At 68.1% G+C, this 14,200-nt stretch carries 11 protein-coding genes and 1 pseudogene; 5 read left to right on the top strand and 7 right to left on the bottom strand.

Features of this window, described 5'->3' with window-relative positions; all coding sequences use genetic code 11:
* Nucleotides 1-832, bottom strand: an 832-nt coding sequence (locus EJK91_RS09480) for a phosphopantetheine-binding protein (RefSeq protein ID WP_241178664.1), incomplete at its 3' end; no start/stop codon positions are given.
* Between the two features lie 86 nt (nucleotides 833-918).
* Here EJK91_RS09480 and EJK91_RS09475 point away from each other — a divergent pair.
* Nucleotides 919-2,457: a (2,3-dihydroxybenzoyl)adenylate synthase gene (locus EJK91_RS09475; RefSeq protein ID WP_125078799.1), complete on the top strand. Its 1,539-nt coding sequence runs from the start codon at nucleotides 919-921 to the stop codon at nucleotides 2,455-2,457.
* A 15-nt stretch (nucleotides 2,458-2,472) separates the two neighbouring features.
* Here EJK91_RS09475 and EJK91_RS22930 read toward each other — a convergent pair whose 3' ends face one another.
* From EJK91_RS22930 to EJK91_RS09460, 3 genes are read right to left on the bottom strand one after another with little or no spacing between them, the layout of a single operon-like run.
* Nucleotides 2,473-3,093: a DUF3060 domain-containing protein gene (locus EJK91_RS22930; protein WP_125078798.1), complete on the bottom strand. Its 621-nt coding sequence runs from the start codon at nucleotides 3,091-3,093 to the stop codon at nucleotides 2,473-2,475.
* Between the two features lie 36 nt (nucleotides 3,094-3,129).
* Nucleotides 3,130-4,869, bottom strand: coding sequence for an ABC transporter ATP-binding protein (locus EJK91_RS09465; RefSeq protein ID WP_125078797.1), 1,740 nt, complete (start codon nucleotides 4,867-4,869; stop codon nucleotides 3,130-3,132).
* Complete coding sequence (locus tag EJK91_RS09460) at nucleotides 4,866-7,445, bottom strand: ABC transporter ATP-binding protein/permease (protein WP_125078796.1); 2,580 nt, start codon at nucleotides 7,443-7,445, stop codon at nucleotides 4,866-4,868. Before EJK91_RS09460 ends, EJK91_RS09465 begins: the two co-directional genes overlap by 4 nt.
* Nucleotides 7,446-7,573: 128 nt before the next feature.
* On the opposite strand from EJK91_RS09460, the gene EJK91_RS09455 reads away from it, so the two are divergent.
* Nucleotides 7,574-8,203, top strand: a complete 630-nt coding sequence (locus EJK91_RS09455; RefSeq protein ID WP_024440707.1) for a GNAT family N-acetyltransferase — start codon at nucleotides 7,574-7,576, stop codon at nucleotides 8,201-8,203.
* Here the strand turns inward: EJK91_RS09455 and mbtN are convergent.
* The 3 genes and pseudogenes from mbtN to EJK91_RS09440 all read right to left on the bottom strand — a co-directional run.
* A complete protein-coding gene (mbtN, locus tag EJK91_RS09450; RefSeq protein WP_164517924.1) occupies nucleotides 8,164-9,330 on the bottom strand; it encodes a mycobactin biosynthesis acyl-ACP dehydrogenase MbtN in 1,167 nt (388 codons plus the stop codon). The genes EJK91_RS09455 and mbtN overlap by 40 nt on opposite strands.
* Nucleotides 9,331-9,340: 10 nt before the next feature.
* The gene (gene mbtM, locus EJK91_RS09445; RefSeq protein WP_125078795.1) at nucleotides 9,341-10,921 is read right to left on the bottom strand and encodes a long-chain-fatty acid--ACP ligase MbtM; all 1,581 of its coding nucleotides are present in this window, start codon (nucleotides 10,919-10,921) and stop codon (nucleotides 9,341-9,343) included.
* Nucleotides 10,918-11,193 (bottom strand): annotated as a pseudogene (locus EJK91_RS09440) (acyl carrier protein); the annotation flags it as partial. The gene mbtM and the pseudogene EJK91_RS09440, both read right to left, overlap by 4 nt.
* Before the next feature lie 155 nt (nucleotides 11,194-11,348).
* Between EJK91_RS09440 and EJK91_RS09435 the strand changes: the two are divergent.
* The 3 genes from EJK91_RS09435 (at nucleotide 11,349) to EJK91_RS09425 (ending at nucleotide 14,200) form a co-directional block, all read left to right on the top strand.
* Complete coding sequence (locus EJK91_RS09435) at nucleotides 11,349-12,260, top strand: hypothetical protein (RefSeq protein ID WP_046300206.1); 912 nt, start codon at nucleotides 11,349-11,351, stop codon at nucleotides 12,258-12,260.
* 142 nt (nucleotides 12,261-12,402) lie between these two features.
* A complete protein-coding gene (locus tag EJK91_RS09430) occupies nucleotides 12,403-13,269 on the top strand; it encodes an SDR family NAD(P)-dependent oxidoreductase (protein WP_046300207.1) in 867 nt (288 codons plus the stop codon).
* Nucleotides 13,270-13,279: 10 nt separating this feature from the next.
* Nucleotides 13,280-14,200: a hypothetical protein gene (locus tag EJK91_RS09425; RefSeq protein ID WP_024440713.1), complete on the top strand. Its 921-nt coding sequence runs from the start codon at nucleotides 13,280-13,282 to the stop codon at nucleotides 14,198-14,200.

The raw sequence follows: 14,200 nt of genomic DNA, 5'->3' as shown, positions 1-14,200 counted from the left end.
GGTCGGGGATGTGCTGCGCCCACCACTGGCGGTGGTTCTCATCCGGTTGGCGGTCGGCGGTGGCCTGGCGGTACTGCCGGTAGGTGTAGCCCAACTCCGGCAGCGTCTCCCCCCGGTAGGCCGCGGCCAGATCCGCCATCAGGGTGCGGTAGCTCATGGCGTCGGCGGCCTGCATGTCCAGGTCGACGTGCAAGCGTGCGGTGCCGTCCGGCAGCAACGACACGGTGAGCTCGAAGACCGCATCGTCGAGTTGCTGATGCGATTTCGCCACCCGGGTGGCGTCCAGCCGCTGGGCCACCTGCGTGGCGTCCAGGCCACGCAGGTCCTGCACCGCGACGGGCAGTTCGGCATCGGGCCGGATGTGCTGGGTGCCGTCGGGAGAGAATTGCACCCGCAGCATCGGGTGGCGGGCGGCCAGTGCGGCCGCGGCGGTGGCCAACCGGTCCGGGTCGACAACACGCCCATCGAACTCCACATACAGGTGCCCGGCCACCCCGCCGAGCACGACGTCGTCGTCGCGTCCCACCCACATGGCGTGCTGCATGGGAGCCAGCGGAAAGGGCGCGCAGGCATCGGCTGGGTCGACCGCGGGTGCGGTGTCCGGTGCCGGTACGCCCCGGTCGCCCAACAGCTCCTGCCAGGCGGCGATACGGGGGTCAGCGGCCAGCGCCGCGAAGTCGACGTCGATGCCCTGCTTGCGCCAGCGACCGGCCAGGCTCATCATCCGGATCGAATCCAGACCCTGCCCGACCAAGTCCGCGTCGGGATCGACGTCGTTGGTGTCGGCGCCGAGCAGGTCAGCGACCTGCGCGCGTATCTCGTCCGGCCCCACGGCGTGACCCCACCCTTCGTTAGGCTGCCCTAATTTCTCGAAGCTACTCTATCCAGGTTCGGTCGTCGGCAAGCCAGGGAGTACACATGCACGGGTTCGTACCGTTTCCTGACGAGCGGGCCGCCGCCTATCGTGCGGCCGGCTACTGGAGCGGGCGGCCGCTGGCATCGCTGCTCGACGACGCCGCGGCCCGCTGGCCCGAGCGTCCGGCGGTGAGCGATACAGACGCGACGCTGTCCTATGCGCAGTTGGATGCGGCCGCCGATCGCGCAGCGGCGGGCCTGCACCGGCTGGGTGTCGGTGCCGGTGACCGGGTGTTGCTGCAGTTGCCCAACAGTTGCGCGTTCGCTGTCACGCTGTTCGGGCTGCTGCGGGTGGGTGCCCTCCCGGTGCTGTGCCTGCCCGGGCACCGTGCTGCCGAGATCGGGCATCTGGCTGCGGTCAGCGAAGCCGTCGGGATCGTGATCCCTGATGCCACTGCGGGATTCGACTATCCGGCGATGGCCGCCGAACTGGGGCTGCGGCGGCTCGTCATCGACGAGGCGCCCGAGGACTCCCCCGCGCCGCGAGTCACCCCCGATCCGGCCGCACCGGCACTGCTGCTGGTCTCCGGTGGGACCACCGGTATGCCCAAGCTGATCCCCCGCACCCATGACGACTACGTCTACAACGCCACCGCCAGCGCGCAGCTGTGCGAGCTGACCTGCGACGACGTCTACCTCGCGGCGTTACCGGCCGCCCACAATTTTCCGCTGGCCTGCCCCGGCTTGCTGGGCGCCATGTCGGTGGGCGCAGCCACCGTCTTCGGTGCCGACCCCAGCCCGGAGGCGGCCTTCGCCACCATCGCCCGGCACCGGGTGACGGTCACCGCGCTGGTGCCGGCGTTGGCCACGCTGTGGGCGCAGGCTTGCGACTGGGAGCCGCAGAAGCCGACGACGCTGCGGTTGCTGCAGGTCGGTGGCGCCAAGCTCGCCGCGGGAGACGCCCGCCGGATTCGGGAGGCGTTGACCCCTGGGCTGCAGCAGGTGTTCGGCATGGCCGAGGGGTTGCTCTGCTACACCCGGCCCGGCGATTCGGCGGAGTTGCTCGACACCACCCAGGGCCGGCCGTTGTGCGCCGACGACGAGTTGCGGGTGGTCGACGAGGACGGCGCCGAGACATCCGAGGGTGAGCTAATGGTGCGCGGGCCTTACACGATCAACGGCTACTACAACGCGGCCGAGGCCAATGAGCGGTCCTTCAGCCCGGATGGGTTCTACCGCAGCGGGGACCGGGTCCGCCGCCTGGCAGACGGCTACCTGGAGGTGACCGGGCGGATCAAGGACGTGATCGTGCGCGCCGGCGAGAACATCGCTGCCGACGAACTGGAGGCGCACCTGCTGGTCCATCCGGCGGTTCGATCGGCTGCCGCGGTCGGCCAACCGGATCAATATTTGGGCGAAAAGGTTTGCGCTGCAGTGGTGTTCAACGGAGCACCGTTGACGCTGGCAGAGCTGAACCGCCACCTCGACGAGTGTGGGGTCGCCACCCACGTCCGGATCGATCAGCTGACGGCGCTGCCGGCGCTGCCGTTCACGGCGGTCGGCAAGATCGACAAGAAAGCGCTGGTCCGCCAGCTCGGCTGAACCGAGTTCGCGGACTTAGCCACGCTCGACGACGTTGTCGAACCCCGAGGTGCTCACGTCCGGGTTCCCGGAGCGGTAGGTGACCCGGTTGTTGAGACCGGATGCCGTGATCTTGGGCGTCGATTCGACGGTGATGACGTTGCCGATGCCCGACACCGTCAGCCCGGCGCACTGGCCGGTGAGTTCGACGGTGTTGCTGACCCCGCTCACCGACACGTAGCGGCCGTCGCAGACCAAGGTCTTGTTCTCCCCGGCCCCGGAGATGGTGAGGGTGACGCTGCTGTCCGGCGCCGGCACAGCAGGCGAAGCTGCGACCGGCGGCGCCGGAATGGGCGCTGGTTCGGGCGCTGGAACCTCGACCGGCTCCGTGGACGGTTCCGGCGCGGCACCGCGAGTAGCGGTCGGATGCCCCTGCGTCGTAGTCGTCTGGCCTCCGACGATCAGGAACATGGCCAGGGCCACGCCGATCAGGAGGGCCGCCGCAATCGCGACGACGGCGATCCCCCGGCCTCGCGGCGGTAACGTGCGCCCCTCGGTACCGATCGACGGGGAGGTCAGTTCCACGGGCGCGGCGAAGTCCGACAGCGGGCGTTCCAATTCCCGGATCCGGGCCTCGGGGTCATCGTCGGCGTTCACGCCTTCGATGATCGCACTAAAGTGGCCCGTTGCGTGCTAGCCGGCGTGGATCTGCCATCCGGCGGCATCATTTTGCTGCCGCCAGAACTCGTCGAAACGCCCACCGGCCGCGCGCAATTCGTCGATCGTCCCGTCTTCGATGACGCGGCCGTCGTCGATGAACAGCACTCGGTCGGCCTGGGAGATGCTGGCCAGCCGGTGCGCGACGATCACCCTTGTACGCTGGCGCGGCTCGGAGCTCAGCGCGGCAACGATCGCGGCCTCGTTCTCGGTGTCCAGTGCGCTGGTCGCCTCGTCGACCAGCAGCACCGGTGCGGGTTTGAGCAGCGCCCGGGCGATGCTGACCCGTTGGCGCTCCCCGCCAGACAGTGCCGCGCCGGCTTCACCCACCCGGGTTTCGGCGCCGTCGGGCAGTCGGGCAACCAGCTCGTCGACGCGGGCCAGTGCGGCGGCCCGCTGGAAAGCTTCCTGATCGGCGTCGGGGTCTCCGACCAGGATGTTGTCGCGGATCGTGCCGTCGAGTAGGTACGGATGCTGGAACACCACACTGGTGGCGGCGCGCCGTGACGCGGCGTCCAACTCGGTGGCGTCCACCCCGTCGATCAACACCCGCCCACCGGTGGGCTCATGCAGCCCGGCGATCAGGGACAAGATGGTGCTCTTGCCCGAGCCGGACGGTCCGACGATGGCCGTGGTGGTGCCGGCCTGCAGGGTGAAGCTCACCCGGTCGAGCACCGGGGCGCCCGCGGAGTCGTAGCCGAAGGTGACATCGTCGAACTCGATTCGGGTGGCGCCGGGGGCCTCGGGGGCATGACCGGGGCCGACCGTCACCTCCGGCGCGGTGAGCACAGCACGGATCCGCTCGAGGGAGGCCCGCGTCGACTCCAGCGCGGGCGCCAGTTCGCTGATGGAGGTGAACGGTTCCAGGTAGCGCACCGCCACCACGATCAAGGCGATGGCCTCGGGAACGCTGAGCGTGCCGGTCACGGTCAACGCGGTGGTGCTGCCGGCGAGCAGGATCAGGGCGCCCTGGCTGGCCAGACTGAACAGCAATTGCCCCGGAATCTGCATGAGTAACAGCCGCATCGCCGCGCCGTGTTGGGCGCTCAGCGCCTGCCCGACGGTGCTGCGCTCGGGTTCGACGCGTCGCGCCGCGCGCAGCGCCTGCTGGGTGCGGGCGAACTCGATGATTCGTTCGGTCAAAGCGGTGTTGGCGTCGCCGGCCGCGGCGTCCGCGCGGGCGCTGAGCCGGTTGGACGCCCACAGCGCCCCCAGCAGCAGCGGTACCCCGCCCAGGGCGGCCAGACCCAGCTGCCAGGACACCCCGAGCAGGGCCAGTGCGATCGCCGGCGGCAGCAAGATCGCACTGATTAGGGGGGTCAGCAGGTTGACCACCAGGCTCACCAGTTCGGGGCCGGTGGCAGCGATCGCCTGTCGCGCGTCGGCGGTGTTGGCGGGCGTGAACCAGCCCAGCCGGATGCCCGGCAGTCGGTCGGCCACGTCGTGCTGGGTGTGATCGAGGACGGCGAATCCCAAGCCGAATCCGATTCGTGCGCAGGCGAAGTCGATCAGCCAACCGGCGACGGTCGCCACGGTCAACCAACCCAGCCAGGCCACCGCCTGACTCGGCGTGCTGGCGAAGAGCGCGCTCACCAGCGGGACCAGCAGCACGGTCCCCGCTGCCCGCACCGCCACCGACAGCACCGTCAGCGCGGCGTAGCCATACATCCGGCCACGGCGGTCGTGCGGAATCAGCTGGATCAGGGTGCGGATCACCGGCCGGCCTCCGCCCCGACGGTGACCGCGGCGCGGCCGGTCTGCCACAACTGCTGGTAGCGACCGCCGGTTGCCAGCAATTGGTCGTGGCTGCCCTGTTCGGCGATCCCCCCGTGGTCGAGCACGACGATCTGGTCGGCGCCGGTGATGGTGTGCAGCCGGTGGGCGATTACCAGCACGGTGCGATCCCGGGTCAGCCGGTTCAGCGCTTGCTGCACCAGGTATTCCGATTCTGGATCGGCGAACGCGGTGGCCTCGTCCAGGATGAGCACGGGCGTGTCAGCGAGGATGGCGCGGGCGATGGTCAGCCGCTGGCGTTCCCCGCCCGAAAGCGCGGCGGCGGCGCCGAGCACGGTGTCGTAGCCGTCGGGCAGCCGCAAGATGCGGTCATGGATTTGGGCTTCGCGGGCGGCGGCCTGCACCTGCGCATCGGTCGCATCCGGAACCGCCAGCGCGATGTTGTCGCGCACGCTGCCGTGCACCAGTTGGGTTTCCTGCAGGACGAATCCCACCCGGCGGTAGAGCTCGTCGGCGGTCAGCGACCGGATGTCGTGACCGTCAACCGATATCGATCCGGACTCGACGTCGTGGAACCGGGCCAGCAGTGCGGCCAGGGTCGACTTGCCCGAACCCGACGGGCCCACCAGCGCGGTCACCGTACCCGGCCGCAGCGTCAACGACACGTCGCGGATCACCGGGACACCGGGGCGATAGCCGAAGGTGACTGCCTCGAAGCGCACCGTCCCAGGCGCGTCTACCGGTGTGGGATCGTGCTGCTCGACGGCGAGCTCGGGCTCGTCCAGGGCGATCTGTAGCCGCCGTGCCGCCAGCATGCCGCCGCGAATACCGCCGACCCCCAGGCCGATACCCAGCAGTCGGGCGCCGAAAGTGGTGCCCAGCAACAGGAACGGCAGCAGGTTCACCGGGTTCATTCGGCCGGAGATGATCAGGGGGGTGCCGGTCAGCATGATCAGCCACAGGAAGGTCGACGGGCGGGTGACCAGATCCATCAGCGTCTTCTTGCCGATGAAGGGTCGCTGCCAGTCCACGAGAAAGTTGATGTAGTCGTCGAGGCGGCGGCGGAAGACGGAGGCGGTGGCCCCGCCGAACACCCGGATCACCGGCTGACCTTCGAGGTACGTGCCGGCTTCGCCGTTCATCCGCTCAGCCCAGCGTTGCGCCTGGCTGATCTTGGGGCCGGATTGGGTCATCATCACCGACATCAGCACCAGGTAGACCAGCACGGGCACGAACAGCACCAGTGCCACCCGCCAGTCCACCACGAACAGGTAGACCAACACCGCGACCGGTGCCACCACGGCGGCGACGGCGTCCGGGATGGCATGGGTGACCAGGTAATGCAGCGACAGGGTGTCGTCGGCGACCAGTTGCTTGATCGAGCCGGATCCGCGGGCGGTGAACCAGCCCAGTGGCAGCCGGGACAGCTTGCTCAGCAATCGGGCCCGCAGCGCGCTCGCGAAGCGGGCGTCGACGACGTGCAGCCACAGCGTCAGCCCCGCGCCCAGCAAGGTGCCCAAACCCAGCAACGAGAGTGCGGTGATTCCCACCGTCCACAGCCGTGACTCGTCGGCGCCGGCAACCAACAGTCGGGCCAGCTCCACCAGCAGCACGAACGGGGCTAACTGCAGCAACGTGATCAGGGCCTGGAGGACACCGGAGAGAATCAGCGGCCCCCGCAGCGGACCGAGCAGCCGACCCGCGGCCTGCGCACGCCACGCTCCCTTTGCGTTGGCTGTGCGCTCCCCAGCCGTCTCACTCGCAGTGTTGTCTGGTGACGGCAGCGTCAACGGCGCAGGCTCCGGCCCGCGCTGAGTGCCCATGGCACGTCCGGCGGTCCAGTAGGCCTGCGCGTGGATTTCGGATTTGGGGAAGCCGAACTCGTCGCGCAGCCGGGCGCGCAGCGCCTTGAGCGTCGCGGCTTCCGGCGTGGCCCAGGCGTACCAGTCCGACCAGTCCCGGGCCTCGATCGCCGCGGCCAGCGAGCCCGCGTCACGGCGGGGCACCCAGTGCACCCGCAACCGGGGGTGCGCTTGCAACGGGATCAACAGATCGTCGTCGTGGTGCTGTTCGAGGTAGAGCTCGATCGGTACATCGGGTGCGACGGTGCGGATGATTCCGTTGATTCCCGGAATCGACGCCGAGTCGCCCATCAGTAGGTAGCCGGCGGGCTGGGCGTCGGCATCGGGCACCTCGAAGCGCGACGAGCCCATCAGCGACATCGCCGCGATGGTGGCTCCGGGTTCCACGGTGCGGGCCCAGCGGGTGGCCGGCCCGGCTGGTTCGTGCAGCACCATGTCGACCGCAAAGCGTCCGCTCTCCGCGTCGCCCTCGGCGATCGTGTACGCGCGCTGGAACTCGGTGTCCGATCCATCCGGGTCCGGGAACCAAAATCGCAGCCAGGCACTGGGTTCGACGGCCGCGTCGGTGAACAGGGTGGACGAATGCATCCAGACCCGGATGCAATGTGGAGCGATCCAGGCGGTCTCGAGCACCGTTACGGTGTGGTCGCGAGCACCGAAGCCCCGCAGAATCGCACCCTGCAAGCCGCGCGCCATCCCGGTCCTTTCGCCGACGGTGGCCCACCCCGCGGAGTGGAGCTCGGCGCCCCGCCGCCAAAGTGGAACCTAGGTTACCCTACCCTCACTTATTGGCAGGGGGGCTCGGGGTAGGCTGACCGTTCGTTATGACAGACGCCGCCAACATTGTGCACCGTGAACTGACGGACGTCCCCGAGGACGTTCGCCGCGTTCCCGCACCGCCGATCCCGGTTCTCGCCGCTCCCTACTCGATCCGGGTCGCCGACCCGGACGGCGACGCGGAGATGATCTCCGAGTGGATGAACCGGCCACATCTGGCCGAGACATGGGAGTCCGCCTGGCCGCCGGAGCGCTGGCACGCCTACCTGAGCGCCTTGGTCGAAGGCAGCTTCACGCGCCCCTTGATCGTCAGCCGGCACGGGCAGGACAGCGGCTACATCGAATTGTACCGAGCGTCAAAGGATTCCATCGCCAAGTACTACGCCGCCCACCCTTACGACCTGGGTATGCACGGGGCGGTCGCCGACCTCGCAGCGGTCAATCGGGGGTTCGCGGCGATCCTGCTCCCGCGCGTCATGAAAAGCGTGTTCGAGCTCGAACCGCATTGCCGGCGAATGATGTTCGAGCCCGAGTACCGCAACACGGCGATGCGCAGGCTGGCCGAGTATGTGGGCGGGACCTTTCTCGGTGAGCACGACATGGGTTACCGCCGCATGGCGCTCTACGGGGTGCTGCGCTACCCCGAGGACGATCCACTCTCGAACAGCTCGGCATAGCCATCGTAGTCGGGTCGCATGCCGGCCGCGACCAACTCCCACAGCACTTCGTCGGTGCCGCCGCCGACGCGAGCCAGCTTCATGTCCCGCCACCAGCGTCCGATCGGGGTCTCATCGACGAGGTAGCCGGAGCCGCCGAAGATGTGCATGCACTCGGAGAACACCTCTTCACCGAGCCGGGCCGCGGTGACCTTCATGGCCGCGGCCGCACGCAGATCGAGCCGGCCGTCGGCAGCAATGCCGTTGAGCGCGTGGCGAAGCATGTCGACCCGGGCCTGCAGGTCGGCCACCCGCATCCGCAACGCCTGATGTTCGAACAGAGTGGCGCCGAACTGCCGGCGTCGCATCATCCGGGCGTGGGTGAGCCCCAGCACCAGCTGGGATGATGCCGCGACCTGCCCAGCTATCGACATGCGCTCATGCGCCAGCCCCCAGGAGATGGCGGCCAGCCCGGTGCCCGGGCGGGCGATCAGCGCATCAGCGGGCACCCAGGTGTCGATGTCGACCGCGGCGGTGTCCAGCGGCCCGGCACCGACCTTGCGATAGGGCTCGTTGACGTGCACCTGGGAAATCGGGACCGCGATCACCAGGACGTTGCCGTGCCGGCTGTTCGCGTCATGGTCCACACCGCGCGCCACCACGATGATGTGGTCGGCGATCGGCGACAGGGACACAAACTTCTTACGGCCACGCACTTCGAAACCATCTCGCGCCGAACGAACTTCGGTCTCGACGATCTGCAGGTCCGAACCGCCGGACTCCTCCGAGGCGCCGATGCAGAGCACCGCCTGGCCCGCGATGGCCTGCGCGCAGATGCTCTGCAGATACTCCGATCGGCCGAATCGGCGCAATACCGCGATGGCGGAATCGTGCAGACTCACCCCGACCCCGATGCCGGCCGACCGCAGGTGGCCCAGTTTGAATGCCAGGGCCACCAGCTTGGCGACGTCGGGATGCTGACCGTTACTCCACTTCTCCGCGAACACCCCACTGCGCCCCAGGTGTTCGATCAGCGCGCGCGGGAAACGCTCGGTCGCTTCGGCTTCCGCGGTCCAGTCCACTACCTGCTGGTCGAAGACCTGATCCAGCAAGACCCGGTAGCTGTCGATATCGGATCCGGCGGTCACGTCGGTCACTTCAGGCCTCCAGGTTGCGTTTGACATCCAGCCGCCGGAGCTTTCCCGACGACGTCCGGGGCAGTGCGCCCGGTGCCAGGAACACCACCTCTGCGGGCACCACCCCGCACTGCGATGCCACCCGGGAGATCAGGGCGGCACGCGCTGCGGCTTCGTCGCGGCCACGGAACTCCGCGGCGATCACCAGTCCCGGACGGATCCCGTCGGTGCCGACTGCCACCACCGCGCCCTCCCGGACCCCACGCACCTGCGCCGCGACCCGTTCGATCTCGGTCGGGAAAACGTTGCGACCTGCGATTGAGATGATCTCTTTGGCCCGGCCGCAGACCACCAGGCCGGCGTCGGTGAGGTAGCCGAGGTCGCCGGTGGCAAACCAGGCGTCCGGGTCCAGCGTCGGCTGACCGAGGTAGCCCGACATCATTGAGGTTCCGCGGATCTCGATCTCACCGACCTCGCGCTGCGGCAGCTCCTCGTGGTCGTCGACCACCGGGCGGATCCGGACCTGCATCCCGGGGATCGGCTCGCCGAGCACCGCGTGTCGGCGGGTGGTCGCAGCGTCCTCGCCGGCCGGGTTGGTCACCTCGTCGTACACCAAGCCGGCGCCAGGTCGCGGCGCCGTCACCGCGCAGGTGGCCTCGGCCAAGCCGTAGGACGGCATCAGCGCACCGGGGTCCAGACGGAACTTGGCCAGCTCGGTGACGAATCGCTCCAGTCCCTCGCAGTCGACCGGTTCGCCGCCGTTGATGGCGACCCGCAGCCGACTCAGGTCCACGTCGGGGACACGCCGGGCGTATTTGCCGATCACGCTGTAGGCGAAGTTGGGTGCGGCGGTCATGGTGGCCCGGCTGTCGTGCAACCAGCTCAGCCAACGAAACGGCGAAGCGGCAAAGGCCGCCGTCGGCGCCAGCCACTGTTCCGAGCCGGTCAGTGCCGCGCTGAGCAGGAAGGTCAGTCCCATGTCGTGATAGAGCGGCAGCCAGCTGCAGCCGACATCGGCGGCCGGATCGACACCGACATGCTTGCTCAAGCCGGAGACGTTCGCCAGCACCGCGGTCGGTGACAGCTGGGCGGTGCGCGGGGTGCCGGTGGACCCGGCGGTGCCCTGCAACACCGCGGGTATATCGGCGTCCGCGGTCACCGGTGTGACCGAGCGTCCGGCGCCGGCCGCCGCTGCGACATCAGCCACCGCCAGTGCGCGGCCGGCCTCCTCCGCCCCCAGCAGGTCCAACACAGGACCGTGACTGAGCACCGTGCTGACCCCAACGCCGTGGAAGCGATCCAGCGTGGCCTGCGCCCATTGCCCAGGGTCCGCGCCGCGGACCGGTCCCGGCAGGATCGACAGGCTACGGCCGGCCAGCCAGGCGCCCTGGATGGCGGCGACCAGGTCTGCGGTCGGCTCGCCTACCAGCCCCACGGCCCCGTCGTCGTCGCCGTCGAGGATGCGGGCCGCGATACTCTCGGCGCGGGCGTGCACCTGCTGCCACGGATGGCGCTGCCATACGCCCGTGTCGGTGTCGAAGACCACCAGGTCATGCGCCGACCCGGTCATCGCCCGGGTCAGGGCGTCGGCCAGCACGCTCACGCGTCGGCAGGGGCTTTCGCCCGGATGGCGGCCTCGAGATCCCCGACTGTGTCGCACGTCAACAGGTCTTCCTCGGACAGCGCCACCCCGAGACGGTCCTCGATGGCCACCATGCCGATCGCGAACGCCACCGAATCAAGGCCCACGTCGTCGACCAGGCGCGACTCCGGCGTCACCCGGTTGAGATCGACGTTCAGGTCGTCGCGCAGGATCTCTCGCAGAGCGACGTTGATGGCATCGGGGACGGAAACGCTCATGGTGAGCGACGCTACACCAAAGCTCGAAGTAAGGTTAGGCTTGCCCTACCTGTGACGTCCAACACAACGTTAGGTTAGGCTTGCCTCGCATCTAAAGTCGCGATTAATGTCAACCCGCGTTCCGCATGACAAAAACCTCATAAACGTTGAGGTCACGATAAGGAGATGCAATGCAGCTCGCCCTGGCCGCAGGATCGACCGATCCCGGCACTGTATCCACCACCCGGGCCACCGGACTCCTGGCCGCCGGGATCGCCCTAGCCGGCGCCGGCCTGATCGCCGTGCCGACCGCTCCGACGGCCGCCTCGGCCAGCCACCACGCCGCAGTCGAGCTCACGGCGACGACCACGGAGAATCTCGACGCGCTCATGGAGCTGCTCTCCGGCCCGAACCCGATCTTCTCCGCCATCGGCGAGCTGTCCGGCTACTACGGCCAGGTCGCGAACGACAGCCTGCAGGGGTCATGGGATGGCATCGAGGGCATGTGGTCGGGCATCGGCCCGATCCGTGGCCTGGAGAACACCCTCCCGGAGATCATCGACTTCCTCAAGGAGGGTGACGTCACCCACGCCTGGAACCTGATCAACTGGGACATGGTGTTCGGCGCGCAGTACATCTTCCAGCCGCTGTTCAACCGCGTGGTCGATGGCGAAGAGATCACCGGCATCATGGGAATCGGCACCGACATGAGCCAGGTCTGGACCAACGTGCAGGACCTGTTCGACGACTTCAGCTTCTGGAAGAGCGCCGCCAAGTCGGTGTGGGAGCCCTTCCTCGGCTTCCAGTTCGCGCTGGCGGAGAACTTCACCAACAACCCTGACCACGTGGCTCAGGACCCGTTCGACGCACTGCTCAACGGCTACATCGTGTGGGATGAGGACGGCGGCGTTCCCCGCGCACCGTGGACCGGTCTGCTCACCGAGAACGGCACCTTCGCCTACCTGTTCGACATCCTGCCGGGCAAGATCGCCGAGGCGTTGACCTCGACCATCCCGGTGCCCGACGTGGACGTCGACCCCGGCGACGCAGCCGCGGCCGCCAGCCTGCTCGACTTCGGTTGGCTCGACAGCATGTTCAACTAGCAGGACCGCACAACCGTTTCGTGCGGGCTGCGGGCAACCACAGCCCGCACGAGACAGGGCCGGGTTCGCGCCGCCACCGACGCGGGCCCGGCTCAAAACATTGCCATTGACTAATGGCACCATTAGCTGTTGACTCAGTCACATGATCCTTGGCCGATCGCCGAAACGCAGCCATGGGGCCTCCGCCGTCGTCACCGGCGCCGGAAGCGGCATCGGAGCCGCGTTCGCCATCGAACTCGCCCGCCGCGGCAGCGCCGTGGTCTGCAGCGATATCGACGATGACGCCGCCCGCAGCACCGTCGAGGCCATCGAGAACGCGGGCGGTCGCGCCACCGCCGTGCACTGCGACGTCTCAACGATCGACGAGGTCAGCGCGCTGGCCGACGCCGCGCAGTCCTGGTTCGGCCACGCCCCCACCCTGGTGATCAACAACGCCGGTGTCGGCGCCGGCGGGCAGCCGATCGGCTTAATGGCCCTGGAGGACTGGAACTGGACGCTGGGCATCAACCTGTGGGGCCCGATTCACGGCTGCCACGTCTTCACTCCGATCCTGCGGGACGGTAGCCCCGAGCAATCCCGTCAGCCCCGCGGCATCATCAACGTCGCCTCCGCCGCGTCGTTCGGCGCCGCCCCCGACATGGCCGCCTACAACGTCAGCAAAGCCGGCGTGTTGTCGCTGTCGGAGACCTTGGCCGCCGAGCTGTCCGGTACCGGTATCGGGGTCACGGTGCTGTGCCCGACTTTCGTGAAGACCAACATCGTCGAATCCGGCCGGATCACCTCTCAATCCAGTGAGGCCGCGAACCTACTCATGCGCTGGACCGGGCTCTCTGCGCAACGGGTCGCCCGTGACTGCCTGGACACCCACGATCGCGGCGGCCTCTACTGCATGCCCCAGCTGGACGCCAAGATCGGCTGGAACATCAAACGTTTCGCACCGGAGACCTTCACCCGAACCATCGGACTGGCATTCCGTGCCAGTGCGGCATTGCCAGGTAGGTCCGACTAAGGAGATCACGATGGCTCTCGACATGGACGTCATGCTCACCAAGATCAAGAATCGGCAATGGGCGCTGGCCGATATCGACTGGGACGCGCCGGGAGCCGAGCTGATCCGCCCCGAGATGAAACCCAAGCTCAAGAAGTTCATGGCCGACCTGTGCTGGATCGAAAACATCGGCGCCCGCGGCTTCGCGGCCATGGCACGCAAGGCGCCCACCGCGACACTGGCCGAGATATACCGCTACTTCCATGCCGAGGAGCAACGTCACGCCAACGCCGAGCTGGCGCTGATGAAGCGCTGGGGCATGCTCGAAGACGGCGAAATGCCCGAACCCAATGTCAACATCCGGCTGGCCATGCAATGGCTCGACGACTACTCCGACGACCTGCCGCTGTCGGTGCTGGGCACGGTGATCCCGATGCTCGAAGTCGCACTCGACGGAGCGTTGCTCAAGTTCTTGCTCGACGAGGTCGAAGACCCGGTCTGTCACCAGGTGTTCGAGAAGATCAACAATGACGAATCCCGCCACATTGCCGTTGATTTCGAGGTGCTCGAGATGATCGGCCATGCCGATGCCCGTCGGCTGGCCATCGAGTTCGTCGGTACCGTCGCCTCCCCGTCGCTGATCGTGGGAGCCCTGATCTCGATCCCGCTGCTCAACCGGATTCGCAACGAGGTGATCGGTATGGGATTGGATCCGCAACGTCTCTACGCCGCTCTCATGCGATTCACCCAGTTCGGTGAACGCGGCGAACACACCCGGCGGGTGCCGGCCTACCAAGTCGTCAAACGCTACTCAGGCTGGATGGCCAACCCCGACAGCCCGTATCACCTGCTGGCCAACCCTGCGGTATGGCTGTCCGGGTTCTATCCCAAGCGTTTGCTCAAACCCATCCCCAGCTGGTTCAAGGAGCTCACCCACGAGCCGGCGGCCTGA

Origin of the sequence: Mycobacterium sp. P7213 (assembly GCF_900604305.1) — a bacterium.
Taxonomy (GTDB): Bacteria; Actinomycetota; Actinomycetes; order Mycobacteriales; family Mycobacteriaceae; genus Mycobacterium.
The sequence above is the reverse complement of the archived record's forward strand: the minus strand, read 5'-3'. Positions and strand labels throughout refer to the sequence as shown.

Bases quoted from the DNA above. Each gene is read 5' to 3' on its own strand.
- EJK91_RS09475 (WP_125078799.1), top strand. From the start codon at position 919: ATGCACGGGTTCGTACCGTTTCCTGACGAGCGGGCCGCCGCCTATCGT.
- EJK91_RS09430 (WP_046300207.1), top strand. From the start codon at position 12,403: ATGATCCTTGGCCGATCGCCGAAACGCAGCCATGGGGCCTCCGCCGTC.
- EJK91_RS09460 (WP_125078796.1), bottom strand. From the start codon at position 7,445: ATGGCGCGCGGCTTGCAGGGTGCGATTCTGCGGGGCTTCGGTGCTCGC.
- EJK91_RS09455 (WP_024440707.1), top strand. From the start codon at position 7,574: ATGACAGACGCCGCCAACATTGTGCACCGTGAACTGACGGACGTCCCC.
- EJK91_RS09435 (WP_046300206.1), top strand. From the start codon at position 11,349: ATGCAGCTCGCCCTGGCCGCAGGATCGACCGATCCCGGCACTGTATCC.
- EJK91_RS09425 (WP_024440713.1), top strand. From the start codon at position 13,280: ATGGCTCTCGACATGGACGTCATGCTCACCAAGATCAAGAATCGGCAA.